31 protein-coding genes are annotated in these 19,633 nt (G+C 57.8%); 12 read left to right on the forward strand and 19 right to left on the reverse strand.

Features of this window, described 5'->3' with window-relative positions; all coding sequences use genetic code 11:
• Window positions 1-13 precede the first annotated feature (13 nt).
• Window positions 14-823, reverse strand: a complete 810-nt coding sequence (locus ACR0KG_RS03890) for a division plane positioning ATPase MipZ (protein ID WP_480550038.1) — start codon at window positions 821-823, stop codon at window positions 14-16.
• A gap of 218 nt (window positions 824-1,041) precedes the next feature.
• Here ACR0KG_RS03890 and ACR0KG_RS03895 point away from each other — a divergent pair, with 218 nt between their 5' ends.
• Window positions 1,042-1,929 carry an AEC family transporter gene (locus ACR0KG_RS03895; protein WP_480826530.1) on the forward strand — a complete coding sequence of 296 codons (888 nt, stop codon included), beginning with the start codon at window positions 1,042-1,044 and terminating at the stop codon, window positions 1,927-1,929.
• Between the two features lie 63 nt (window positions 1,930-1,992).
• On the opposite strand, the gene ACR0KG_RS03900 is transcribed toward ACR0KG_RS03895, so the two are convergent.
• The 3 genes from ACR0KG_RS03900 to rplS all read right to left on the reverse strand — a co-directional run bounded on the left by ACR0KG_RS03900 (window position 1,993) and on the right by rplS (window position 2,992).
• The gene (locus ACR0KG_RS03900; protein ID WP_480826531.1) at window positions 1,993-2,214 is read right to left on the reverse strand and encodes a hypothetical protein; all 222 of its coding nucleotides are present in this window, start codon (window positions 2,212-2,214) and stop codon (window positions 1,993-1,995) included.
• A gap of 161 nt (window positions 2,215-2,375) precedes the next feature.
• On the reverse strand, window positions 2,376-2,597 hold the full coding sequence (gene rpmE, locus ACR0KG_RS03905; RefSeq protein ID WP_267366773.1) for a 50S ribosomal protein L31: 222 nt from the start codon (window positions 2,595-2,597) through the stop codon (window positions 2,376-2,378).
• 11 nt (window positions 2,598-2,608) lie between these two features.
• Window positions 2,609-2,992, reverse strand: a complete 384-nt coding sequence (gene rplS, locus ACR0KG_RS03910; RefSeq protein WP_170531453.1) for a 50S ribosomal protein L19 — start codon at window positions 2,990-2,992, stop codon at window positions 2,609-2,611.
• Between the two features lie 373 nt (window positions 2,993-3,365).
• On the opposite strand from rplS, the gene ACR0KG_RS03915 reads away from it, so the two are divergent.
• Window positions 3,366-4,169, forward strand: coding sequence for a glycoside hydrolase family 25 protein (locus ACR0KG_RS03915; protein ID WP_480826532.1), 804 nt, complete (start codon window positions 3,366-3,368; stop codon window positions 4,167-4,169).
• A 40-nt stretch (window positions 4,170-4,209) separates the two neighbouring features.
• Here the strand turns inward: ACR0KG_RS03915 and trmD are convergent, their stop codons facing one another.
• From trmD to ACR0KG_RS03975, 12 genes are all read right to left on the reverse strand, one after another.
• Complete coding sequence (trmD, locus tag ACR0KG_RS03920; protein WP_480550033.1) at window positions 4,210-5,019, reverse strand: tRNA (guanosine(37)-N1)-methyltransferase TrmD; 810 nt, start codon at window positions 5,017-5,019, stop codon at window positions 4,210-4,212.
• Complete coding sequence (locus ACR0KG_RS03925) at window positions 5,016-5,831, reverse strand: hypothetical protein (protein ID WP_480826533.1); 816 nt, start codon at window positions 5,829-5,831, stop codon at window positions 5,016-5,018. The genes trmD and ACR0KG_RS03925 overlap by 4 nt, the downstream gene beginning before the upstream one ends.
• A complete protein-coding gene (gene rimM / locus ACR0KG_RS03930; RefSeq protein WP_480826535.1) occupies window positions 5,831-6,334 on the reverse strand; it encodes a ribosome maturation factor RimM in 504 nt (167 codons plus the stop codon). The genes ACR0KG_RS03925 and rimM overlap by 1 nt, the downstream gene beginning before the upstream one ends.
• Window positions 6,327-6,476: a hypothetical protein gene (locus tag ACR0KG_RS03935; protein ID WP_170531444.1), complete on the reverse strand. Its 150-nt coding sequence runs from the start codon at window positions 6,474-6,476 to the stop codon at window positions 6,327-6,329. The genes rimM and ACR0KG_RS03935 overlap by 8 nt, the downstream gene beginning before the upstream one ends.
• A 3-nt stretch (window positions 6,477-6,479) precedes the next feature.
• Entirely contained in the window at window positions 6,480-7,115 is a 636-nt protein-coding gene (gene bluB, locus ACR0KG_RS03940) for a 5,6-dimethylbenzimidazole synthase (protein ID WP_480826536.1), read from the reverse strand.
• A 13-nt stretch (window positions 7,116-7,128) separates the two neighbouring features.
• Window positions 7,129-7,518 (reverse strand): 30S ribosomal protein S16, encoded by a 390-nt coding sequence (gene rpsP / locus ACR0KG_RS03945; protein ID WP_480826537.1) that lies wholly within the window; start codon window positions 7,516-7,518, stop codon window positions 7,129-7,131.
• A 42-nt stretch (window positions 7,519-7,560) separates the two neighbouring features.
• The gene (locus ACR0KG_RS03950; protein WP_480826538.1) at window positions 7,561-7,857 is read right to left on the reverse strand and encodes a chorismate mutase; all 297 of its coding nucleotides are present in this window, start codon (window positions 7,855-7,857) and stop codon (window positions 7,561-7,563) included.
• A complete protein-coding gene (locus ACR0KG_RS03955; protein WP_480826539.1) occupies window positions 7,854-8,393 on the reverse strand; it encodes a GNAT family N-acetyltransferase in 540 nt (179 codons plus the stop codon). Before ACR0KG_RS03955 ends, ACR0KG_RS03950 begins: the two co-directional genes overlap by 4 nt.
• A complete protein-coding gene (locus tag ACR0KG_RS03960; RefSeq protein WP_480826540.1) occupies window positions 8,390-8,980 on the reverse strand; it encodes a GNAT family N-acetyltransferase in 591 nt (196 codons plus the stop codon). The genes ACR0KG_RS03955 and ACR0KG_RS03960 overlap by 4 nt, the downstream gene beginning before the upstream one ends.
• Window positions 8,977-9,489 carry a GNAT family N-acetyltransferase gene (locus tag ACR0KG_RS03965; RefSeq protein WP_480826541.1) on the reverse strand — a complete coding sequence of 171 codons (513 nt, stop codon included), beginning with the start codon at window positions 9,487-9,489 and terminating at the stop codon, window positions 8,977-8,979. Before ACR0KG_RS03965 ends, ACR0KG_RS03960 begins: the two co-directional genes overlap by 4 nt.
• A gap of 1 nt (window position 9,490) precedes the next feature.
• Window positions 9,491-10,993, reverse strand: a complete 1,503-nt coding sequence (gene ffh, locus ACR0KG_RS03970; protein ID WP_480826542.1) for a signal recognition particle protein — start codon at window positions 10,991-10,993, stop codon at window positions 9,491-9,493.
• 161 nt (window positions 10,994-11,154) lie between these two features.
• Window positions 11,155-11,673, reverse strand: a complete 519-nt coding sequence (locus ACR0KG_RS03975) for a hypothetical protein (protein ID WP_480544948.1) — start codon at window positions 11,671-11,673, stop codon at window positions 11,155-11,157.
• 89 nt (window positions 11,674-11,762) lie between these two features.
• On the opposite strand from ACR0KG_RS03975, the gene ACR0KG_RS03980 reads away from it, so the two are divergent.
• The gene (locus tag ACR0KG_RS03980) at window positions 11,763-12,293 is read left to right on the forward strand and encodes a prolyl-tRNA synthetase associated domain-containing protein (RefSeq protein WP_480826543.1); all 531 of its coding nucleotides are present in this window, start codon (window positions 11,763-11,765) and stop codon (window positions 12,291-12,293) included.
• On the opposite strand, the gene ACR0KG_RS03985 is transcribed toward ACR0KG_RS03980, so the two are convergent.
• Window positions 12,290-13,033 (reverse strand): aspartate/glutamate racemase family protein, encoded by a 744-nt coding sequence (locus ACR0KG_RS03985; protein WP_480826544.1) that lies wholly within the window; start codon window positions 13,031-13,033, stop codon window positions 12,290-12,292. The two genes, ACR0KG_RS03980 and ACR0KG_RS03985, sit on opposite strands and share 4 nt — an antisense overlap.
• A 69-nt stretch (window positions 13,034-13,102) precedes the next feature.
• Window positions 13,103-13,684, reverse strand: a complete 582-nt coding sequence (locus ACR0KG_RS03990) for an FMN-dependent NADH-azoreductase (RefSeq protein WP_480826545.1) — start codon at window positions 13,682-13,684, stop codon at window positions 13,103-13,105.
• A gap of 117 nt (window positions 13,685-13,801) precedes the next feature.
• Between ACR0KG_RS03990 and ACR0KG_RS03995 the strand changes: the two genes are divergently transcribed.
• The 4 genes from ACR0KG_RS03995 to ACR0KG_RS04010 all read left to right on the forward strand — a co-directional run bounded on the left by ACR0KG_RS03995 (window position 13,802) and on the right by ACR0KG_RS04010 (window position 16,428).
• Window positions 13,802-14,683 carry a LysR family transcriptional regulator gene (locus ACR0KG_RS03995; RefSeq protein ID WP_480826546.1) on the forward strand — a complete coding sequence of 294 codons (882 nt, stop codon included), beginning with the start codon at window positions 13,802-13,804 and terminating at the stop codon, window positions 14,681-14,683.
• A complete protein-coding gene (locus ACR0KG_RS04000) occupies window positions 14,676-15,590 on the forward strand; it encodes a DMT family transporter (protein WP_480826547.1) in 915 nt (304 codons plus the stop codon). Before ACR0KG_RS03995 ends, ACR0KG_RS04000 begins: the two co-directional genes overlap by 8 nt.
• Window positions 15,591-15,656: 66 nt before the next feature.
• A complete protein-coding gene (locus tag ACR0KG_RS04005; RefSeq protein ID WP_480826548.1) occupies window positions 15,657-15,929 on the forward strand; it encodes a hypothetical protein in 273 nt (90 codons plus the stop codon).
• A gap of 85 nt (window positions 15,930-16,014) precedes the next feature.
• Entirely contained in the window at window positions 16,015-16,428 is a 414-nt protein-coding gene (locus ACR0KG_RS04010; protein WP_480826549.1) for a universal stress protein, read from the forward strand.
• Here the strand turns inward: ACR0KG_RS04010 and ACR0KG_RS04015 are convergent.
• Window positions 16,421-16,762 (reverse strand): ArsR/SmtB family transcription factor, encoded by a 342-nt coding sequence (locus tag ACR0KG_RS04015; protein ID WP_480544959.1) that lies wholly within the window; start codon window positions 16,760-16,762, stop codon window positions 16,421-16,423. The genes ACR0KG_RS04010 and ACR0KG_RS04015 overlap by 8 nt on opposite strands.
• Window positions 16,763-16,993: 231 nt before the next feature.
• On the opposite strand from ACR0KG_RS04015, the gene ACR0KG_RS04020 reads away from it, so the two are divergent.
• From ACR0KG_RS04020 to ACR0KG_RS04040, 5 genes are all read left to right on the forward strand, one after another.
• Complete coding sequence (locus ACR0KG_RS04020; RefSeq protein WP_170531415.1) at window positions 16,994-17,326, forward strand: AtpZ/AtpI family protein; 333 nt, start codon at window positions 16,994-16,996, stop codon at window positions 17,324-17,326.
• Window positions 17,327-17,328: 2 nt separating this feature from the next.
• Window positions 17,329-18,087, forward strand: a complete 759-nt coding sequence (locus tag ACR0KG_RS04025) for a F0F1 ATP synthase subunit A (protein ID WP_480826550.1) — start codon at window positions 17,329-17,331, stop codon at window positions 18,085-18,087.
• A 69-nt stretch (window positions 18,088-18,156) separates the two neighbouring features.
• A complete protein-coding gene (locus ACR0KG_RS04030; protein ID WP_005981269.1) occupies window positions 18,157-18,381 on the forward strand; it encodes a F0F1 ATP synthase subunit C in 225 nt (74 codons plus the stop codon).
• 86 nt (window positions 18,382-18,467) lie between these two features.
• Entirely contained in the window at window positions 18,468-19,019 is a 552-nt protein-coding gene (locus tag ACR0KG_RS04035) for a F0F1 ATP synthase subunit B' (RefSeq protein ID WP_480501553.1), read from the forward strand.
• Between the two features lie 5 nt (window positions 19,020-19,024).
• Window positions 19,025-19,585, forward strand: coding sequence for a F0F1 ATP synthase subunit B (locus ACR0KG_RS04040; RefSeq protein WP_480826551.1), 561 nt, complete (start codon window positions 19,025-19,027; stop codon window positions 19,583-19,585).
• The last annotated feature ends 48 nt before the right edge of the window (window positions 19,586-19,633 follow it).

Raw genomic sequence — 19,633 nt, forward strand, 5'->3', positions numbered from 1 at the left:
GGGCGCCGAGCGATCAGAAATCGATTTCCACGCCCGGCAGGTTCAGCTCGCGCATCATGTCGCGCAGCTCTTGCCGGGCGGCAATGTTCGAGATGTTCAGCTGTTTAACCCCGATGTCCTTGAGGTCCAGTAAGGTCAGCCCGCGGGGAAACAACTCGCGGAATATCACACGTTCCGAGAAACCCGAGGCAACGCGGAAGCCGATGCGCTGCGACAGCATCTCAATCGCGCGTTGCATCTTTTCCTTGTTGACCATGCGCTGGGTCCCAACCCTGTTGCGTACGACCACCCAGTCGATGGGTTTCAGCCCGGCCTGCGCCCGCAGCTGACGCGCGTTCCAGACCATCTCGGAATAAACCGAAGGTCCGAGAATCTTCTCACCCTTTGAATCAATCCGTGCGAGCAAGTCAAAGTCGATAAAGCTGTCATTCAGCGGCGTGATCAGTGTATCTGCCAACGAATGCGCCACTTGACTGAGCCGTGTATGCGATCCCGGGCAGTCGATCAGAATGAAGTCACTGTCGCTTTCCAACTCCGCCACGGCGGCGGACAGGCGGTGGTCATAGATATTCTCGCCCGGTTTCAGCGTGCTGGCGTCAATTTCGGGCAGATCATGGTGCAGCGGGCTGGGCAGTGTCAGCGCGGCCCCCTTCAGAAAGTTGCTGCGGTTCTCGAAATAGCGGCCAAGGCTGCGCTGACGCAGGTCCAAATCCAAGGTGCTGACCTTGTTGCCCAGACGGGCCAGTGCCGTTGCTACATGCATCGAGACGGTCGATTTCCCGGCGCCGCCCTTTTCATTCCCGACTACAATGATATGTGCCATGCTTGTATTCCCAAGTCCCGCCGTGCTTGTCTACACGTTGTTAGAACCCACTATATGTTGTGTCTGAAGGGATGAAAAGAACCTCTGACCGTGGTTTGTGGCGATATCTGATACAATTTTGGAAAACTCAACACCCTTCGCGGGTTAACGCGGGGTGCTTGCTAAACTGGTGCGGCTGATTCACTGTCCAATCAAAGGCCGGGCACGGAGTTTTGGGTTTGGAGCATCTGTTTCTGAACGTTTTCAACGTCGTTTTGCCGGTGCTGATCTGCGCAGGCATCGGGTACGGATTGGCGCTGACCAAAGCGCCGTTCGATAACAAGGTGATTGGGGGGATCGTCTCGAAAGTCGGCTATCCAACACTGATCATATCTCACCTGGCGGCCACCAATCTGGATGTGAGTACGTTTCTGGACATGATGAGTGCTGCGGCTTTGGCCGTGGCTGGATTTGGCGTTTTGGGATTTGCCGCACTTAAGATGCTGCGTCTGCCGGTGCGCGCTTTTTTGACGCCATTGATGCATGGCAATGTAGGCAATATCGGCCTGCCGATCACACTACTGGCGTTGGGGGATGCGGGTATGGCTTATACGATGGCGTTTGTCGTTGTGGTGTTGATCAGTATCTTCACGGTGGGCATGTGGATCCCCGCCGGAGAATTCTCACCCAAAAAGTTAGCGACTTCACCGATCATCTATGCGGTGGCGGCATCGCTGATCCTGATGAGTACAGGCACAAGCTTGCCGCAGCCTATTGCCAAGTCGTTCGATATCTTGGGTGGGTTGTCTATCCCATTGATGCTCCTGACGCTGGGCCACACGCTTGCTACGTTGAAGATATCTAGCCTTGGGCGCGCTGTTTTGTTGACCGGGCTGCATCTTCTCATGGCCATCGGGATTGCCAGCGCGCTGATCTGGTTATTTGGCTTCACCGGCACAGAACGAGGCGCGCTGATCCTTTGCTGCCTGATGCCATCTTCGGTTGCGACTTATCTGTTCATTGACCAGCACTTGCCGGAATATGGGCCCGATGTAGCCGGGTTCATACTTGTGTCGGCACTCACGACCATCCTTGTGCTGCCGGTAGCACTTTCCATTTGGGTATGAGCCTATGGCGCGATTGATCGGGTACTGTGACTTCTGTCCGCAAAACTGAAAACAACTTTGTTTCTAAACCATCGTCGGTGGCGCGGGCTGGCTGCTGTCCCAGTTCTCGATCAGCAAGGACAGTGGGAAATCTGGTGTGAACGGGCCCCAAAGTGGCATACCTTCCACTAAGTTCTCCTCCCGTGGAGAAACGTCGGTGTCGTGATCCATTGGACCTGCAACAGCAGCGTGGGACAATAGAGCCGCAGTTGCTGCGACGGCGAGCAATTTGGTTGGCGATAGCATTGCAACCTCCTGGGGAACGCTTTGGTGCCCTTTAGATGTTCATGCGATCTGCCTTCCTTATGGGCAGTAGATTACGATTTCCTAATTCAAACACACAGCGGACGGACCAAAGAAAAAGGCCGCCCCAAGGGACGGCCTCTCGCATTCGAACCGGATCAGACTTAGAAGCCCAGACCTTCGTATTTCTTTTTGAATTTCGACACGCGGCCGCCAGCGTCCAACAGGCGCGACGAGCCACCGGTCCATGCCGGGTGTACGGAGGGGTCGATTTCCAGAGCCAGCTGGTCGCCTTCGCTGCCCCAGGTGGATTTCATCTGAACAACGGTGCCATCGGTCATTTTGACGTCGATGACGTGATAATCGGGATGGATGTCTTTTTTCATCTTTCCGTTCCTTACGCTTCGGCGCCAGCTTTGGGCTTGTAGTTGGTGACTTCTGCGATACGTGCGGATTTACCGCGACGGGTGCGCAGGTAGTACAGTTTGGCGCGACGGACGCGGCCGCGGCGGACAACGGTGATGCTGTCAATGTTGGTCGAATGCAGGGGGAACACACGCTCCACGCCTTCGCCAAACGAGATTTTGCGAACGGTGAACGAACCGGCGATCCCTTCGCCGCCCTTGCGCGCGATGCAGACGCCTTCGTAGTTCTGCACACGGGTGCGCGACCCTTCGGTCACCTTATAGCCGACACGGATGGTGTCACCGGCTTTGAAATCGGGGATGTCTTTCCCCAGGGCGGCAATCTGTTCCGCCTCTAGCTGTGCGATCAGGTCCATCGCATTTACTCCTATCTGCTCGTGGTTGGTCCACGAAGTTTGGGCACGGGCTGAGAGCTCTTGGTCTTCACCGGGTCCTGCGAACAGCCCGCCAGAGGTCAGATCGAATGTTCCTTTTGCCTGGTCCGTTCCTGTCGCGCCTTGGCTGAAGAAAGCCGGGCGTTACGTCAGACAACAAACCAAAACACCGGAGTCGCGTCTCGCGGCACCGGATTGCGCTGCTTTAGGGGGTTTGAGGGCAGGGATCAAGCCTAAATTGCAGGCGTCGCCGGTAAGAATTCGCCGCTTTGAAACTGCGCCGTTGCCTTGGCGGGTGGTTCAGGCATTCTGGGGCCAATTCAACGAGCAGATATTTCAGAAACAGGACAATGTCATGCGGTTTTCCGTTTTGCTGGCACTTGTGGGCCTTACCGTGATCTCATGCGGGCGACAGGGGCCGCCGCCACAGGTTGTCGAGCAGGTTCCAGGCGTGGATCGAACGGCCCCTTCGGTGATCTATCCGGACTTCGGTGACGCCGACCCGCATGATTGGGAGGGGCGGCATCCCGGGCTTTATCCTGTGCATGGGTTGGATGTGTCCCGCTGGCAGGGGCCGATTGATTGGCGCCAGGCCAAAGCCTCAGGGATCAGCTTTGCCTTCCTTAAGGCGACCGAAGGCGGTGACGTAGCAGATCCGCTGTTTCAGGATCATAGCCGGGGCGCGCAGGCAGCAGGTGTGCCGTGGGGGGCCTATCACTACTATTATTTCTGCCGATCTGCGCGGGAACAGGCGCGTTGGTTTATCCAGAATGTGCCCAAAGGTGCAGACCTGCCGCACGTGCTGGATTTGGAATGGACGCCACATTCAAGAACTTGCACCTTACGCCCCGATGGCCGCACTGTCCGGGCCGAGGCGCAGCGCTTTCTGGACATCCTTGAACGCCACTATGGCCGCAGGCCCATCGTCTATACCACCGTGGATTTTTACGAAGACACTCAGATCGGACGCCTGCCCAAGACTGATTTCTGGCTAAGGTCGGTCGCAGGGCACCCGAGCAAGGTTTATCCGCGGGCGGTTTGGCGGTTCTGGCAGTATACCGGCACCGGATTGGTTCCGGGGGTCCAGGGTAAAGTGGATATCAACGTCTTTCACGGTACACCGGAGACCTGGACCTATTGGAAGAGAGGGGCACTCTGAGCAGCATCGGAGGGCCAACCCTGAGGTGAACATCGAAAGGCTAGTCGAATCCCTCATCCGAGGATCCGCTGTACTCTTCCCAGATATCCGGACGGCGTTCGCGGGTGATCTGTTCAGCCATCTTATGTCGCCATTCGGCGATGCGGCCGTGGTGGCCGGACATCAGAACCTCTGGTATTGGATGACCCTTCCATTCGGCGGGGCGGGTGTATTGCGGGTGCTCCAGAAGACCCGAGGAAAAGCTCTCTTCTTCGGTCGACGCCTGATTGCCCAGTACACCGGGGATCAATCGAACCGTAGCGTCGATCAAGGCCTGTGCCGCAATCTCTCCCCCGGTCATCACGAAATCGCCGAGCGAGACCTCTTGCACACCATAATGTTCAAGCACGCGTTCATCGACACCTTCGAACCGACCGCATAGTAGGGTCATGCCATCGCAACGCGCCAGATTTTGCATCATCTTCTGATCCATCCGACGGCCACGCGGGCTAAGGTAAATCAGCGGCCAGTTGCCTTGAACACCCGCCATCGAGTGCTCGATGGCGTCGCCCAACACATCTGCACGCAGGACCATACCCGCGCCCCCACCTGCGGGTGTGTCATCCACGTTTCGATGCTTGCCGATACCGAACTGTCGCAAGTCCACAGTTTCCAGCTGCCATAAGCCGTCCTGTAGTGCTTTGCCTGTTAGGCTTTCACCCAAGAGACCGGGAAATGCGGCCGGGAACAAGGTTATGATCTTGGCCTTCCACACCCCATGCAAATCCGGTGTGGGCGTCATCAACTCACGTGGTTTCAAGGTGGGGCGGATGGCTTTGCGTCCGTGGGATTTGCTTGGTTTATCGGTCATGTCTGATCCGCCAACGCGCGCCGGGCGCTTTTGATAAGGGCTTTCTTACGCGCAACCAGCGCTGTGTCCTCCAACGAGGAGCGATTGAGTGCCAGCAATTCGGTCAGTGCATCCTGCGGCAGACTGGTGTTGGACTTTGACGGCGGTGCAAGCTTGGATGCTTTGTCTTGCGGCAGCCCCAAAAACTCTGCGAAGGGGGTGCCGGGGCCAAAGCGGGTTTCTTGCAAATGCTCCAGCCATCTTGTCTGCACATGCACTTCGGGAAGTCTTTCCTGGATTCTGTCGGCGACAGTCGGCAAATCTGGAAGGTGATCCAGCGCCGCGCAAAATGCATCGAAATCCTCAACCAGGCGTCGGCGCTGCAGATCATGAGCCCAAAGGCTGCGCAGCCATTCAGAGCGTTCGCGCAGCGACAGATAGATGGTGATGTCGACCCCGTCCCTGATCAGTTGGCGGCGAATGGTGCCCACCAATGTCGATGCAAGCTCGGGCATGGCGGCGTAGCCTTCGGCGCGATTTCTGCTTGGCCGCAGGCCGCCAAAGTTCTCCTCGCTGAGGATCAGACCCCGGCGCGTTCCGAAATCGATCTGCCCCAAAAACATGTTCATCTTGCTGCCGAATGTGGCCAGCGTGTCGTCCAGCCGATAGACCGAATGGCGCGTCGCTGCGTTTGCCAGACCCGATTTCCGCGTTTTGTAGGGCAAGACCAGTGAATAATGCGGCCAAATCAGCTCGCGATTTTCATAGAGAAAGGATTGCGCCGCAGTGGTGCCGGTTTTGTGCAGCCCAAGATGCAGCAAAACGCGCCGCATCAGATCAGCCCTTCGGGCGGGTCTGCAACGATGCGGCCCTTGTCCAAATCGACTGTCGGCACCGCCTCAAGCGTGAAGGGCAGCAGGACAGTTGATTTCAGCCCTGGCCCATGCAGTTCCAATAGGTCGGCTGCACCATGGTTCTGAACGGATTTCACCTGTCCCAGCAGGGTGCCGCCGGTGTCAAAAACCTCAAGTCCGATCAGGTCGGCGTGGTAAAACTCGTCATCCGGCAAAGATGGCAATTGATCGCGGCGCGCAAACAGGCGCAGGCCTTTCAGATCGTCTGCCTGTTCCTTGGTTTCCACTCCGCCCAATCGTGCGGCAAACCCGTTCTTGATGGTGCGGGTCAAAACCAAAGGATAGCGTTCTTTGCCAGCCTCGTCGGTCAGGGGGGAATAGGTCTCGATATCCGATGGTTCGGCGCAATAGCTTTTCAGCCGTACTTCGCCGCGCACCCCGTAAGAACCCGCGATAGTGCCGACACAGATTAGATCACTCATTTGCACCACCCGAAGTTACGCATATGCCGCTTTTCCACTCTCCCAGACCCTCGCAGGCTTCGCGTTGATTGCTGCGTTCAAAGAACACACCGACAATAAAGGCGATCACCAGCAGGATGGGAAGGCGTAACAATCCAAACATCAGCTATCGTACCTCGATGGCAAGAGCATCGTCCCTGCATTCCCAGCCCGCCCGTTCCAGTTCCGGCGTGTCCGAGGGTTCTTCCGGCCAGCCGATGCAGAAATACCCGATCAGGCGCCAGGCGTTTGATACGTTAAGGTCGCGGCTCAGCCGGTCGGGATCCAGAATGGAAACCCAGCCCAGCCCAAGCCCATAGCTGCGCAGGGTCAGCCAGAACAGGGTAATCGCTGAGACGACGGAATAGCGCCGCATCTCGGGCATGGACTCAGCCCCCAGGCCAAGCCCCTTATCGGTGCTGTCATCGCAGAACACCGCCAATTGCACCGGGGCCTCTTGCATACCTGACAGTTTCAATTGGCTGTAAAGTTGCGCTTTTTCGCCCGAATAGCCTTTCAGGGCCTCGGCGTTTGCGGCTTGGAAATTTTTCAATGCCGCATCGCGTGCGGCTTGGCTTTCGACGCGGATGACGCGCCAGGGCTCACTGAGCCCCACAGAGGGCGCCAGCCGAAACGCGTCGAGACAGCGCGTCAGCACTGCCTCGTCAATTGCGTCAGTGCGGAACCGGCGCACATCGCGCCGGAGCCGCATCAACAGGTCGAACTGCGTGCGAAAATCGTCGGTGAAAGTCTGATCCCGCACAGCAATCGCCTGCTTACTCTTCTGCAGCTGCTTCTTCAGCAGGTGCAGCCGCAGCTTCGGCTGCTTCAGCGGCCTTGGCTGCTTTCTCTTCCGCGCGTTCCTGAGCTTTCTTGCCCGGAGCCCCTTTGTTTGGGTTGTTGCGCTCGGCCTTGTCGCGGGTGCCGGCTGCTTCCAGCATACGTGCGATCCGGTCGGTGGGCTGTGCGCCCTGATCCAGCCAGTACTGGATGCGCTCCATGTTCATTTTCACGCGCTCTTCGCTGTCTTTCGGCAGCAGCGGGTTGTAGGTGCCCAGCTTCTCGATGAAACGGCCGTCGCGCGGCATGCGGCTGTCAGCAGCCACGATGCGGTAGAAGGGACGCTTTTTCGAGCCGCCGCGGGCGAGACGAATTTTCATTGCCATGGTGGTATCTCCTTTAGATGGCGTATCCGGTGCAAAACCGGTTTAGTTCTGGTGTTTCTTATGGTGTCGGATGACTTCCTGAATGATGAAATTCAGGAAAGCCTTGGCGAAATCGGGGTCTAGATCGGCCTCTTTCGCCAGGTCTTCTAACCGTGCGATCTGCGCAGCCTCGCGCGAGGGATCGGACGGGGGAAGGTCGTGTGCGGCCTTGAGCTTGCCAACAGCCTGCGTGTGCTTGAACCGCTCGCCCAGCGTATAGACAAGGATCGCGTCCAGCCGGTCGATGCTTTCGCGGTGGTCCTTCAACAGCGTGGCAGCCTGTGTCACGGGGTTGGTCATTGGCCGGTCCTTTCGGTGGTCAAGTCAATCTGCGGGTGCCGCCAGATCTGGGCGCGCTTGCCCAGAAGTTCGGCGTCTTCAATCTCTAGCGTGGCGCCAAGCCGTTCAGCCAAAGCCCGCGAGCGGTCGTTGGCGTGGGCGATGTAAGAGATCACACCATTCAGGCCTTGATGCCGCGCCGCATAGTCGCGTGCTGCTTCCGCGGCCTCGAAGCCCAGCCCCTTGCCTTCGGCTTCAGCCATCAGCGTCCAACCCAGCTCGGGCTCGGCCCAGCCGGGGGCGTCGATCATACCGGCCCAGCCCACGAATGCGCCGCTGGCCTTTTCGGTCAGGTGCCACAGACCAAAGCCTTTCAGCGCCCAGTGTCCAAGGCGTTTAACCAGCGAGTCCCAACTGCCCTGTTCACCCTTCGGCCCGCCGACCATATGGCTGCGTTCGGTCGCGAAAAACGCGGTCATCGCAGGCAGATCATCCAGATGCGGTGCGCGCAGGATCAGGCGGTCTGTTTCAATGGTGGGGATGGTGAAGGTTGTCATGCGTAAGCCTCCATCCCGCCATCGCCATCAGCAGACAAGTGGCGATAGACCAGAGTCACGCCATCCTCTTCAACGATCTCGCGTTCCACAAACGCGCCGAGTCGTTCTGCCAGACGTTGAGAGCGTTCATTCCCTTTGACGACAAAACTCGCCAAAGTGTCCCAACCGAGTTGCTCGAAGGCAAAGCCGCGCGCGGCACTGGCGGCCTCAAACGCATAGCCGTGGCCTTCGCCGTCTTCGGTGAAAATAAAGCCAAGCTCTGGTTCGGGGTCTTCCGGTTCAAATCCCAGAACGACAAACCCCAAAAGCGTGCCTTCTGTTTTCGTCGCGACCGACCACAATCCATGGCCGCGCAAGGACCAAATGGCCACCATCTGGGCAAAGTCGTACCAAGCGTCTTCACGCGACATGACAGACAAATACCGCGCGCGCGGGCTTGCCACGATCCGGGCGTAGGTGTCAAAATCCGACAAATGCGGCGCGCGCAGAACCAGACGCCCGGTTTCGAGTGTTGGAATGGCACCCGCCACGCGAGACGCCAGTTCAGCCCCCTGAGCATTTGGCGCAGCTTCAAAACGGAAGGTCATTGGATTGACCCCGCGTCCAGATGATAAGTCAACGCCCCGGGATACCACTCTGGCGCAGGCGCATCGGTCAAGCGTGCATTCAGGCGTTCAGCCACGCGCACGGACGGTGTGTTGCCGGGCTGTACGAGGATTTCTAGCAGTGGCCAGCGACACTCGCCCAAAAGGTGATCGCGGACGGCGATGCTGGCTTCGGTGGCATATCCGTTACCCTCGCAGGCTCCGTCCCATAGTGTCCAAGTCAGCTCTGGCGCTTTGTTTGCGTCGATGTTCAACGGACCGACATGTCCGATGGGGCGATCATCCAGAGTGATGGTGTAGCGGCCGAAGCCACGGATTTCCCAGTGACCAAGTACGGCCGCAAACTTATCGAAACACTCGGCCTCAGTATAAGGACCCCGCACGAATTTACTACGCGGACCCATGTAATAGGCCGCATATGCAGGCAAGTCCGATGGGTCGGGCCGGCGCAAACGCAAACGTGCTGTGGTTATGTCCGAAGCGACGATCACGTTACTTCTTCTTCCCGAATCCGCTGAGGCCTGGAGGCAGCGCCATGCCGCCACCCATGCCGGGCAAGCCACCGCGGCCACCCATCGCCTTGGCCGCCTGTTCCAGCGCCTTGGGGTCCATGCCGGCCGCCATTTCTTCGGGTGAGGGACCGCCTTTGCCGAACATGCCTTTCATGGCCTGTTTCAGCATCTTGCCTTTGCCCATCTTGCCCATCTTCTTCATCATGTCTGACATCTGCCGGTGCATCTTGAGCAGCTTGTTGAGGTCGCTGACCTCCATGCCGGAACCAGCGGCGATACGTTTCTTGCGGCTGGCCTGCAACAGTTGGGGATTGGCGCGTTCGCGTTTGGTCATCGACTGGATCATGGCGATCTGGCGCTTGAGCACCTTGTCGTCCATGCCCGCCTCTTCGACCTGCTTGGCCATTTTGCCCATACCCGGCATCATGCCCATCATGCCCTGCATGCCGCCCATCTGGATCATCTGCTCCAGCTGCATCTTCAGGTCGTTCATGTTGAACTGACCTTTGACCATGCGCTTCATCATGCGCTCGGTCTGTTCCATCTCCATCGTTTCCTGGGCTTTTTCAACCAGGGCCACGATGTCGCCCATGCCCAGAATACGTCCGGCGATCCGGTCCGGCTCGAAGGTTTCGAGCGCGTCCATCTTCTCGCCCAGACCGACGAAACGGATCGGCTTGCCAGTGACCGCGCGCATCGACAGTGCCGCACCGCCGCGCCCGTCACCGTCCATCCGGGTCAGGACCACGCCGGAGATGCCGACCTTGGCGTCGAACTCCTCGGCCACTTCAACGGCGACCTGACCGGTCAGGCCGTCGACCACCAGCAGAGTCTCGCGTGGGTCGACCACATTGCGGACCTGCTCGACCTCGTCCATCAGGACTTCGTCGATATGCAGACGGCCCGCGGTGTCGAGCATGTAGACGTCATAGCCACCAAGCGTCGCCTGCTGCTTTGCCCGTTTGGCGATTTCGACGGGTTTCTGGCCGGGAACGATCGGCATAGTATCAACGCCGACCTGCGTGCCCAGAACTGCCAACTGATCCATCGCCGCCGGGCGGTAAACGTCCAGCGAGGCCATCAGGACCTTTTTACCCTCTTTCTCTTTCAGGCGCTTTGCCAGCTTACCGGTGGTGGTGGTCTTACCCGAGCCCTGCAGACCAACCATCAGGATCGGGGCAGGCGGGTTGTCGATCTTGAGTTTACCGGGGTCTTCCTCGCCGCGCAGGGTGTCGACCAGCGCGTCATGCACGATCTTGACGACCTGCTGGCCGGGCGTGATCGACTTGGTCACCGCCTGACCGGTCGCCTGTTCCTGCACCTTCTTGACGAAGGCGCGGGCCACCGGCAGCGAGACGTCAGCCTCAAGCAGGGCAACGCGAACCTCGCGCAGGGCGGTCTTGACGTCTTCTTCGGACAGGGCACCCTGTTTGGTCAGCCGGTCAAAGACGCCGGAAAGGCGTTCGGATAGATTTTCAAACATGCCTTCGGCCTCCTTAGCCGGTTATCTGGTGGCGCGTCCTAGATAGGATGCGTCGGTTAAATGCACAAACGCCCCCACGGGCGAAACTCGCTGGTGGGGGGCGATCCCTGAACGACTCAAGGGACCGGAAGGTCAAACGCTTCCGGATGTTTGGGGGCGATTTAGGTCGGTTGGCTGTCAGAGTCAACCGTATCTACTGATAGCCAGTCGTTGATGACATCGACGATGCGCTTCGCGTCTGATCCCGGTGAGTAGGCCAGAATGATCGGATGACGTCCCGCGCTCATGCCCTTGTCCAGAACCAGAGTGGGTCTGTAACGCGGTTTTGCCACCCAAGAAGGCGTTTGCGCTGCGCTTTCCACTTCGGCATGCGATAGCTCGGACAGCGTGTGTTCGATGGCTTCATATCCCAAGATCGATTTCTGGCGAATAACGATGGTGCTTTTGGCGCGATCAAATATGACCTGAACGCGCCGAACCAAAAGATAAAAACTCCAGACGCCAAAGGCAGCTCCGGCGATGATCAGTGCCAGACCGTACCATAAAGCGGTGCCTCCGGCCCAGATCAGCAACAGACCAGATGCGGCAAAAATCAGCGTGTTCAAAGAAAACAGGATGCCGAAAAACCAGGGTTTGTGGCTTAGGATCAACTGGTCCGGCGTATTGAGCGTGACTTTCATGGCGGCACGCTAGCATCGATTATAAGGGCTGTCGTGGCTTGTATTTGCCGGCACGCTGCGCGATGAGCGTGCCAGACAGGAGGTTTCCCATGGACGCATCTTCCGCTTTTCAAGATACATTGCCGCTCAGCTCGGATGCGCTGTTGGCGCAGCTAGATGCTTGGGAGTTGACCTACCGCCTACACACTCATGTCCCGTTGCGCACCGTTGAGGAGTCGAAGGCGGTTGAAGATCAGTTCGTGATCCCTGGCGAAAACGCGCTGCGTCTCAAGAACCTGTATCTGCGCGACAAGAAAAAGCGGAACTATCTGGTGACGCTGGAGCAAAGCCGCGAGATCGATTTGAAAGCGCTGGGCGCCGAGTTGGGGGTTGGCAGCCTGTCCTTTGGATCTGCGGATCGGCTGTTGCAAAACCTCGGTATCCGCCCCGGTGCCGTAAGCCCCCTGGCGATGATCAACGGCGTTCAGAATGATGTACGGTTTTTCATGGACAGCGCCGCGCAGCAGGCGGATGTCATTTACATGCATCCACTGGTCAATGACCGGACCATTGCGATCTCTCTTGGTGACCTGATGGCGTTTTTTGAAAAGACAGGATGTGACGTGAACTGGTTGCCCTAGGCCCCCTCCAGGGCCAGCGCAAGCGCGGCTGCTACATGGGCAGCAGAGGGGTTCACGAACAAATGTCCGTCTGCCTCAAACACGGGATCGTCCAGATGATCGGGAAATGCCAAGGGCAGTTCGGTGCAGGCCAACAGCACTGCGGTGCCAGGTTCTGCATGCTGATTGCAGAAGGCCACCAACCGCGCGCGTGCCGTACTTGACGCGCCGCCGTAGAAATCACGGTCGATCATGGCTTGCATCTCGGCGATGTCTGCCTCGGGTAGAGTGTCATTTGCCGAAATACTTTCTTGGGCCAGACGATCTGCGTAGTTTCGAGCCTGCATTGTGACGCTTGTCCCCAGCACCAGTGCTGTCTTGCAACCGGTGGCTTTCGTCGCCTCTGCGGTCGCGTCGAAAATGCTCAGGATCGGCATCGTCACACCCTGGCGGATTGCATGAAGTCGTGCATGGGGGGTGTTCGATGCAATGATGCCAAAGTCACACCCAGCGCGCTGGAGCGTGATCAAAGCGTCACGGAATACCGCATCAAAATCTTGCCAGCTGCTTTCATCGCCAGCGACACCGCGCAGGGCGCGGGTTTTGGCCTGCGTCACCGACTCGATTGTCATTGGTGGCACAGGCAGCGGCGACCCGTGGCCCTGTGCTGCGAAATGTCGGCCAGAGCCTTCCGCAATGGCCCGATAATAGTCGACGGTCGAAGCCCAGCCAACGCCGCCAAGTATTCCTATCTTCTTCATGGTCTATGTCCAACCCGCAGCCAATATCAGCATCAGATTGGACATTTCTGAATAGATTGGCCAGACCGATTAAGCCGCCAGTTCCAAGACTGCTTTGTGCGCGTTCTGAACTGAAGTGTCCGGATCGATGGCCAACTGGTCAGCGGCAACCACATCGACATCATGAATGCCAATAAAGCCCAAAACATGTTTCGCATAGCCGGTTGCGAAATCGACCTCGGATCCAATGGCGGTACCGCCCGAGGCGATGGCCAAAACAGCCCGCTTGCCCTCCAGCAGGCCTTTGGGACCGTTTTCACTATAGGAAAAGGTCAAGCCAGCCCGCGCCACCAGGTCGATCCAAGCCTTGAATGCCGCGGGAACCGAGAAGTTGTAGATTGGCAAACCAATGACAATTGTATCAGCTTGCTGAAGTTCTTCGACCAGTTGATCCGACAAGGCCAGTTGATCCCGTTGCACTGCATCGCGCTGATCGGCGGGAGTGAAGTTGGCCGCGATCCAGTCTTCAGTTAACAGCGGCAGCGGCGATGCCAGATCACGCCGGATAATCCGGCTTGCCCCCAAGTGCTTGACGATGCGGTCAGACAGGTCTCGGGTCGAAGACCCGCTGCGGCGGGCCGACGCGTCAATGTGCAGGATGGTCTTGGTCATTTTCATCTCCTTTGGTCGAGAGTTATCTTATGACAGATGATATGAATATTGTTTTTTCGAACAAAACTCGAATATACCAACATCTAATGTTAGAAATTGCACAATAGTGAAAGCGCTATGGATAACTGGGACGAAGTGAGAACGGCCTATCAGGTGGCCCGGATGGGTACGGTTAGTGGCGCGGCCGAAGTATTGGGTGTGCACCATGCCACTGTCATTCGGCATATCGATGCGATCGAGGCTCGGTTGGGGGTGAAGCTGTTCCAGCGTCATGCCCGCGGGTACACACCGACCGAAGCGGGCGAGGATCTGCTGAGGGTGGCGCAGGCGACCGAGGATCAGTTCAATCAGCTGGTGGGGCGGATGAAAGGCCGTGGTGACGATGTCTCGGGCGAGTTGGTGGTGACGTCGTTGTCATCGCTCGTACCTTTATTGGCTCCTGCGCTGAGCGAGTTCCAGCAAGCCCACCCGGACCTGATTGTGCGCTATCTGACCGGAGATCGCTTGTTTCGGTTGGAATATGGCGAGGCGCATGTTGCCATCCGTGCCGGGTCAGCGCCGGATCAGCCGGACAACGTGGTCCAGCCTTTTGTGACGCAGGATGTGGGGCTATATGCAAGCAAGGACTACATCGCCCGCCGGGGCAAGCCGGAGAGTATTGAAGAATTTCCGCAGCACGCTTTTGTCGGCAATGATGACGAAAATAGCCGCGCGCCTTTTTCGCAGTGGTTGCGAGCCAATGCCCCGGCCGAGGCGCTGACATTCCGATGCTCGAACAACTTCACCGTGGCCGAGGCGGTCCGGGCCGGGGCCGGGATCGGGTTTATGGCGCGCTGGGAAGCGGCCCGATATCCCGATTTGGAGGAGGTTATGAACAGCCTGCCGGAATGGTCCGGAAAGCTTTGGTTGGTGACCCATGTCGATCTGCACCGCACCACCAAGGTCCAGGCTTTTCTGAAATTCCTGAAGGCGAAGTCCAAGGATTGGATCTGTGACTGAGCAAACCCGTGGCCATCTGGCCATGCTGGTCTTTTCGGCGCTGGTGGCGGGCAGCTTTTCGCTGGGATCGATGATCGCGAATGAGATTGCGCCAGCTGCGCTGAATGCTGTGCGCTTTGGAATTGCGGCGGTTGTGATCGGGATCGCCGCCTTCGTTACAACCGGTGTGTCGCGTGCGGCGCTGCAAGCGCCCTGGCGCTACTTGGTTCTTGGTGGTTTGTTTGCCACCTATTTCGTGCTGATGTTCTACGGCCTGCAGACGGCCCCGCCGGTCAGCGCAGCGGCTGTGTTTACCCTCACCCCTGTCTTATCGGCCATTGCCGGATGGGTCTTGTTGCGTCAGGTCACAACCCCAAGGATGGCGCTTGCGCTTTCTGTGGGGGGCACCGGGGCGCTATGGGTGATCTTTCGCGCCGATTGGCAGCTTTTTCGCGCCTTTCAGATTGGCCAAGGTGAAGTTATCTATTTTGTTGGCTGTGTCGCCCATGCGATTTACACGCCGATGGTCCGCAAGCTGAACCGTGGTGAACCTGCGGTCGTGTTTGCCTTTGGCACTTTGGTCGCGGGGTGCGTCTTATTGGTGGCATTTGGTTGGTCAGATTTGGTTAGAACCGATTGGTCGCGCTTGCCGACCATTTTCTGGATCGGTCTATTTTATGTCTCCTTCTTCGCCACGGCGGTCAGCTTTGTGCTGGTACAGTTCGCGGCGCTCAGGCTGCCCTCGGCAAAGGTAATGGCCTATACCTATCTAGTGCCCAGCTGGGTCATTCTGTGGGAGATCGCCTTGGGCAACGGCGCCCCAACCGGATTGATCATTATCGGCATCGCGCTGACCGTCTTGGCCTTACTCTTGCTGTTGAAGGAAGAAAAACCCAGCGCAAGCGCTGATTTATACACTGTGGATTGAGGCTTGTGTTCGCGTCTGCGTCTGGCACGATGCAATCGGTGAAGATAAAAAATGTCGGGTAGGTCAATGAAACTAACTCTATCGAGCTCAGTCGTGTTGCTATTGGCCGCTTGCGGCCAAAGCGGTTTGCAAGGCTCCGGCGACGAGACAACCATGCAAGCCAGTTGCGAGGCATTGGTTTCAGCCGAAAGTGGTGTGCGTATCGACGCCGTCAAAGCGCAGGAAACACAAACGAACCCGACCGGGTCTGTCACAACTGTTCTAGCCGAAGGTCAAAGCGACCCGTGGTTATGTTCCGCTGATCAAATGGGTGTCATTACCAGCGTGATACAGGGCTAAATTTGCGACAAAACCTCTGTTGAGGCAGATCAAGGTCCCGAAAGGGCCAGGTGTCTATGCTTTTCCGTAAGGAGAGGAGAACACCATGTTTCAACATATCATGATCCCAGTAGACCTTCATTTGCCGCCCGAGGTCCATAAGGCGATTGCCGTGGCCGGTGACATCGCCAAATGGCAGAACGCGCGGGTGACCCTCGTCAGCGTCACGGGCACGCAGCCTGGGGACGCGCCTGTTTCCCAAGATTCAGTTGCTGAGGGGCTGGCTGCGCTTTCCAAGGATCTGACAGCGAAAGCTGGTGTGCAGGTCGAAACCCAAAACATCCATTCCGTCGATGTCGCAGCAGAGGTGGATGGCGATCTGGCTCGTGCGGCAGAGGAACTGGGTGCGGATCTGATCGTCGTCGGAACCCATGCGCCGCGCATCACGGACTATATCTTCTCAAGTCATGCCGGGTATCTGGCGAAACACGCCAAGGTGTCGGTTTTTGTGGTCAGGTAGGACCATCCTGCGACGTGGGCAGTTCCGCTTCCAAAAACCGTTCGAACGCATCCAGGTTGACCGGCTCGAACTGCCCGAATCCCTGCATCCAGACCGAGGCAGCGCGTAACGCGTCGGGCTCCAGTTTGCACCACTTAACCCGGCCGCGTTTTTCCTGAGAGATCAACCCAGCCTTGGTCAGAATGACCAGGTGCTTCGAGATGGCCGCAAGCGACATTTCGAACGGCTCGGCCACATCCGTCACGGCCATATCATCCTCAAGCAGCATCGCCAGGATGGCGCGCCGGGTCGGATCGGCAAGCGCCGCGAACACGGTATCCAGATCATTAGACATGGCCCGCTGAACCATACTGCATGGGTTTGGTCAACCGATTGGTTGAATATCGGAATTTGCTTTGATTTCCGGTGGCGCTGGGCATGCGCATCGTTTTTCTTACCGAAGGAGGTGTAAAAAATATAGAAAAATCAATAATTTAATGTGCGGCAATTCGGGCATTCTATAGCGTTGACTCTGTGCCTGTTCGCCCTTAGCACCTAGCCTCAAGACTGTGCGAGGAAAACGCCCTTGACCGATGACGACCAAAAGCAGCGTATGGCGCAGCTGGAGGCCAAGATCGACGCGGCGAAAAAGGCCAAAGCGCCCAAGCCCCGTGCAGATGCTGACGTGTCCGGGGGCGAGCTTGCCTGGAGGATGGTCATCGAAATGGTATCCGGTCTGGGGATCGGATTTGGCATCGGATACGGGCTGGACAGCCTGCTCGGGACAATCCCGATCTTTCTGGTGCTGTTCACATTGCTGGGCCTTGTCGCGGGCGTGAAGGTTATGCTCCGCAGCGCGAAAGAGGTTCAAGAGAAACAAGCGGCGGCTGAGGCGGCCGAGAAGGACGAGAGGGACTGAACGTGGCAACTGAGACCACCGCAGCAGAAGGCAGCAGCCTGGTTTTCCACCCGATGGACCAGTTCATCGTTAAGCCGTTGTTCGGCGACGGTGCGGTTGGCATGTTCACGATCACTAACGTGACGCTGTGGCTGTTCCTTGCAATTATCGCTGTTATCCTGCTGCTGGTTCTGCCTACGTCCAAGCGTGCCATAGTTCCGACGCGAATGCAGTCGGTGGCGGAACTGACCTACGGTTTCGTCTACAAAATGCTTGAAGACATCTGCGGCAAGGAAGGTGTGAAGTACTTCCCCTATGTCATGACCCTGTTTATGTTCATCGTCTGCGCCAACTTCCTGGGCCTGATTCCGACGTCGTTCACCACCACATCGCATTTCGCCGTGACCATCCCTCTGGCTCTGGCGGTGTTCCTGACCGTGACCGTCCTGGGCTTTGTCAAGAACGGTGCTGCGTTCCTGGGTCTGTTCTGGGTGTCCAGCGCCCCTCTGGCGCTGCGCCCAATTCTGGCGGTGATCGAGCTGATCTCGTATTTTGTACGCCCGGTCAGCCACTCCATTCGTCTTGCCGGTAACGTTATGGCTGGCCACGCGGTGATCAAAGTATTCGCAGGCTTTGCCGCGATTGCCGTGATCTCGCCCGTGTCCGTTCTGGCGATCACCGCAATGTATGGCCTTGAGGTCCTTGTGTCCTTCATCCAGGCCTACGTCTTTACCATTCTGACCTGTGTTTACCTGAAGGACGCTTTGCATCCGCATCACTGATCAGGGGTAACCCTGAGCACAGGAACGATAACCCAACATCGAAACTTCCAATTCGTAAGGAGATACATCATGGAAGGCGATCTCGCACACATCGGCGCAGGCCTGGCAGCAATCGGTTCCGGCGCAGCCGCAATCGGGGTGGGCAACGTAGCAGGCAACTTCCTGGCCGGCGCCCTGCGCAACCCTTCGGCGGCTGCTTCGCAGACCGCAACCCTCTTCATCGGTATCGCGTTCGCAGAAGCCCTGGGGATCTTCGCATTCCTGGTCTCGCTGCTGCTGATGTTCGCCGTATAATCTGCGGAACCTGATCCTTACGCGCAGGTGGGTCCAAGCCATAGCGGCCCACCTGTTGTAAAGACAAGTTTCCGACGGAGGATATCATGGCGACTGAACCCATTACAAAAGAGGTAGCCGGCTCGTGCGTCGACTCCTATGGCTCTGCCATCGGGATGCCGCAGCTCTGCTTCGATTGGTTCCCCAACCAGATTTTCTGGCTGGTCATCACGCTGGTCGTCATCTTTCTGGTCCTGTCTCGCGTGGCTCTGCCGCGTATCGCGGCAATCCTGGCGGAACGTCAGGGGACCATTACAAATGACCTGGCTGCGGCCGAAGATCTGAAGGCCAAAGCGGTCGAGGCCGAAGAGGCCTATAACAAGGCGCTGGCCGATGCCCGTGCCGAGGCGCAGCGGATCGCTGCCGAAGCACGTGCGGAAATTCAGGCTGATCTGGATGACGCGATTGCGACGGCGGATGCGGAAATCGCTGCCAAAGCGGCTGAATCGGAAAAGGCAATTGCTGAAATCCGTGCCGGCGCGCTGGAAAGCATTCAAGTGGTTGCCAAAGATACGGCGGCTGAATTGGTGACAGCACTGGGCGGCGAGGCGGATGCCAAAGCCATCGACGGTGCGATCGACGCGCAGATGAAAGGATAAGTGACATGCGGAACACTCTTGCCCTTATCCTGACCTTCGGCGCTGCCAGCCCAGCCTTGGCGGCCAAGGGTCCGTTCTTCTCGTTGGGCAACACGGACTTTGTTGTACTGCTGGGATTCATCGTCTTCATCGCGGTTTTGTTCTACTTCAAGGTCCCCGGCATGATCGGCGGCGCCCTGGACAATCGTGCCGAGGGCATCAAGTCGGAACTGGACGAAGCCCGCGCATTGCACGAAGAAGCCCGCAGCCTGCTGGCCTCGTACGAGCGTAAACATCGCGAAGTGCAAACGCAGGCAGACGCTATCGTGGCCGCCGCCAAGGAAGACGCTGTCCGTGCTGCTGAACAGGCAAAGGTTGATCTGCAAAACTCAATCGAGCGGCGTCTGGCGGCTGCTCAGGACCAGATTGCATCGGCGGAAGCCTCGGCTGTGAAAGAAGTCCGCGATCAGGCGATTTCTGTGGCGGTCTCGGCAGCCAGTGCGGTTCTGGCCAAACAGATGAACGCGGCGCAAGCCAACAAGCTGATTGACGCGTCCATTGCGGATGTGGATGCCAAGCTACACTGAGCTCTACGAGCATATGTCTCTGAAAGACCCGAGGGCCTCAGGCCTTCG

This window comes from Ruegeria sp. H4 (genome assembly GCF_056533065.1).

Excerpts from the sequence above, each read along its gene's own strand:
- rpsP (WP_480826537.1), bottom strand. The coding sequence starts at position 7,518 with ATGGCAATGAAAATTCGTCTCGCCCGCGGCGGCTCGAAAAAGCGTCCC.
- ACR0KG_RS03950 (WP_480826538.1), bottom strand. The coding sequence starts at position 7,857 with ATGACCAACCCCGTGACACAGGCTGCCACGCTGTTGAAGGACCACCGC.
- ACR0KG_RS04035 (WP_480501553.1), top strand. The coding sequence starts at position 18,468 with ATGGCGACTGAACCCATTACAAAAGAGGTAGCCGGCTCGTGCGTCGAC.
- ACR0KG_RS03960 (WP_480826540.1), bottom strand. The coding sequence starts at position 8,980 with ATGACCTTCCGTTTTGAAGCTGCGCCAAATGCTCAGGGGGCTGAACTG.
- ACR0KG_RS03925 (WP_480826533.1), bottom strand. The coding sequence starts at position 5,831 with ATGCGGCGCGTTTTGCTGCATCTTGGGCTGCACAAAACCGGCACCACT.
- ACR0KG_RS03890 (WP_480550038.1), bottom strand. The coding sequence starts at position 823 with ATGGCACATATCATTGTAGTCGGGAATGAAAAGGGCGGCGCCGGGAAA.
- rplS (WP_170531453.1), bottom strand. The coding sequence starts at position 2,992 with ATGGACCTGATCGCACAGCTAGAGGCGGAACAGATTGCCGCCCTGGGG.
- ACR0KG_RS03935 (WP_170531444.1), bottom strand. The coding sequence starts at position 6,476 with ATGTTTGGATTGTTACGCCTTCCCATCCTGCTGGTGATCGCCTTTATT.
- ACR0KG_RS03990 (WP_480826545.1), bottom strand. The coding sequence starts at position 13,684 with ATGACCAAGACCATCCTGCACATTGACGCGTCGGCCCGCCGCAGCGGG.
- ACR0KG_RS04015 (WP_480544959.1), bottom strand. The coding sequence starts at position 16,762 with ATGTCTAATGATCTGGATACCGTGTTCGCGGCGCTTGCCGATCCGACC.
- ACR0KG_RS04010 (WP_480826549.1), top strand. The coding sequence starts at position 16,015 with ATGTTTCAACATATCATGATCCCAGTAGACCTTCATTTGCCGCCCGAG.
- ACR0KG_RS03975 (WP_480544948.1), bottom strand. The coding sequence starts at position 11,673 with ATGAAAGTCACGCTCAATACGCCGGACCAGTTGATCCTAAGCCACAAA.
- ACR0KG_RS03915 (WP_480826532.1), top strand. The coding sequence starts at position 3,366 with ATGCGGTTTTCCGTTTTGCTGGCACTTGTGGGCCTTACCGTGATCTCA.
- ACR0KG_RS04040 (WP_480826551.1), top strand. The coding sequence starts at position 19,025 with ATGCGGAACACTCTTGCCCTTATCCTGACCTTCGGCGCTGCCAGCCCA.
- ACR0KG_RS03985 (WP_480826544.1), bottom strand. The coding sequence starts at position 13,033 with ATGAAGAAGATAGGAATACTTGGCGGCGTTGGCTGGGCTTCGACCGTC.
- ACR0KG_RS03995 (WP_480826546.1), top strand. The coding sequence starts at position 13,802 with ATGGATAACTGGGACGAAGTGAGAACGGCCTATCAGGTGGCCCGGATG.
- ACR0KG_RS04030 (WP_005981269.1), top strand. The coding sequence starts at position 18,157 with ATGGAAGGCGATCTCGCACACATCGGCGCAGGCCTGGCAGCAATCGGT.
- ACR0KG_RS03980 (WP_480826543.1), top strand. The coding sequence starts at position 11,763 with ATGGACGCATCTTCCGCTTTTCAAGATACATTGCCGCTCAGCTCGGAT.
- ACR0KG_RS03900 (WP_480826531.1), bottom strand. The coding sequence starts at position 2,214 with ATGCTATCGCCAACCAAATTGCTCGCCGTCGCAGCAACTGCGGCTCTA.
- rpmE (WP_267366773.1), bottom strand. The coding sequence starts at position 2,597 with ATGAAAAAAGACATCCATCCCGATTATCACGTCATCGACGTCAAAATG.
- ACR0KG_RS03955 (WP_480826539.1), bottom strand. The coding sequence starts at position 8,393 with ATGACAACCTTCACCATCCCCACCATTGAAACAGACCGCCTGATCCTG.
- ACR0KG_RS04005 (WP_480826548.1), top strand. The coding sequence starts at position 15,657 with ATGAAACTAACTCTATCGAGCTCAGTCGTGTTGCTATTGGCCGCTTGC.
- ffh (WP_480826542.1), bottom strand. The coding sequence starts at position 10,993 with ATGTTTGAAAATCTATCCGAACGCCTTTCCGGCGTCTTTGACCGGCTG.
- rimM (WP_480826535.1), bottom strand. The coding sequence starts at position 6,334 with ATGAGTGATCTAATCTGTGTCGGCACTATCGCGGGTTCTTACGGGGTG.
- trmD (WP_480550033.1), bottom strand. The coding sequence starts at position 5,019 with ATGACCGATAAACCAAGCAAATCCCACGGACGCAAAGCCATCCGCCCC.